Annotated in this window: 3 tRNA genes and 2 rRNA genes; all 5 read right to left on the bottom strand. The window is 44.6% G+C overall.

From position 1 onward, the window contains the following. Positions 1-114: ribosomal RNA gene (locus A9260_RS13425) — 23S ribosomal RNA — on the bottom strand; the annotation flags it as partial. 355 nt (positions 115-469) lie between these two features. After that, positions 470-545 (bottom strand) — tRNA-Val (locus A9260_RS13420). Between the two features lie 44 nt (positions 546-589). After that, positions 590-665 (bottom strand) — tRNA-Lys (locus tag A9260_RS13415). A gap of 2 nt (positions 666-667) precedes the next feature. Beyond that, positions 668-743, bottom strand: a tRNA-Glu gene (locus A9260_RS13410). 94 nt (positions 744-837) lie between these two features. Beyond that, positions 838-1,096 (bottom strand): 16S ribosomal RNA (locus tag A9260_RS13405); the annotation flags it as partial.

Raw genomic sequence — 1,096 nt, 5'->3', positions numbered from 1 at the left:
AAATCCCAGACTCAAATGGTTATTACTACCTAATCTGGGCTTATCGCAAGTTATTACGTCTTTCATCGCCTCTGACTGCCAAGGCATCCACCGTGTACGCTTAGTCACTTAACCATACAACCCCAAAGGGTCTTGCTTAACGCAATACGTTTGCTACAACGTAGTATGACGTTTCCAAGGTGCGTTATCTCTTTATTATGAGCGAGATAACATTCGATTTTGCCGGACTCAAATTTGAATAACATCAGGCAATGATGCTATTCCCAAGAACACTTGAATGTGTGTTGGTACCTAAATCATAAAGACTTAGGATTTGAGAACTTTTAAATTTGATAAATAATGCTTTCTTATTAATAAATAAGACATTATTTATCGTCAGCTTTCCAAATTGTTAAAGAGCGAGATTCAAACAAATGAACCATTTTTAAAAACACTTAAACTCTTCACTAAGAAGAAGTGTACTTAAAGATGGTGGGCGATACCGGGCTCGAACCAGTGACCCCCTCCTTGTAAGGGAGGTGCTCTCCCAACTGAGCTAATCGCCCACATTGTTTTGCTGTTATTCACAGCTTCCTCTGTGGGGAGGAAATGGTGGGTCGTGCAGGATTCGAACCTGCGACCAATTGATTAAAAGTCAACTGCTCTACCAGCTGAGCTAACGACCCAATGGTATCCCGTAGGGGAGTCGAACCCCTGTTACCGCCGTGAAAGGGCGGTGTCCTAGGCCTCTAGACGAACGGGACACTAAGTTGAAATGTCTTGGGAGACATTTCTAAATCTCTTTACTTTCTAAACCATATCAATCTGTGTGGACACTCATCGTGAGTAATCATCGTATAAGGAGGTGATCCAGCCCCAGGTTCCCCTAGGGCTACCTTGTTACGACTTCACCCCAGTCATGAACCACAAAGTGGTGAGCGTCCTCCTCGAAAGGTTAAACTACCCACTTCTTTTGCAGCCCACTCCCATGGTGTGACGGGCGGTGTGTACAAGGCCCGGGAACGTATTCACCGTGACATTCTGATTCACGATTACTAGCGATTCCGACTTCATGGAGTCGAGTTGCAGACTCCAATCCGGACTACGACGCACTTTT

Origin of the sequence: Vibrio sp. UCD-FRSSP16_30 (assembly GCF_001676025.1) — a bacterium.
In the GTDB taxonomy this organism is placed as follows: domain Bacteria; phylum Pseudomonadota; class Gammaproteobacteria; order Enterobacterales; family Vibrionaceae; genus Vibrio.
This window is presented reverse-complemented; position numbering and strand designations above follow the sequence as displayed.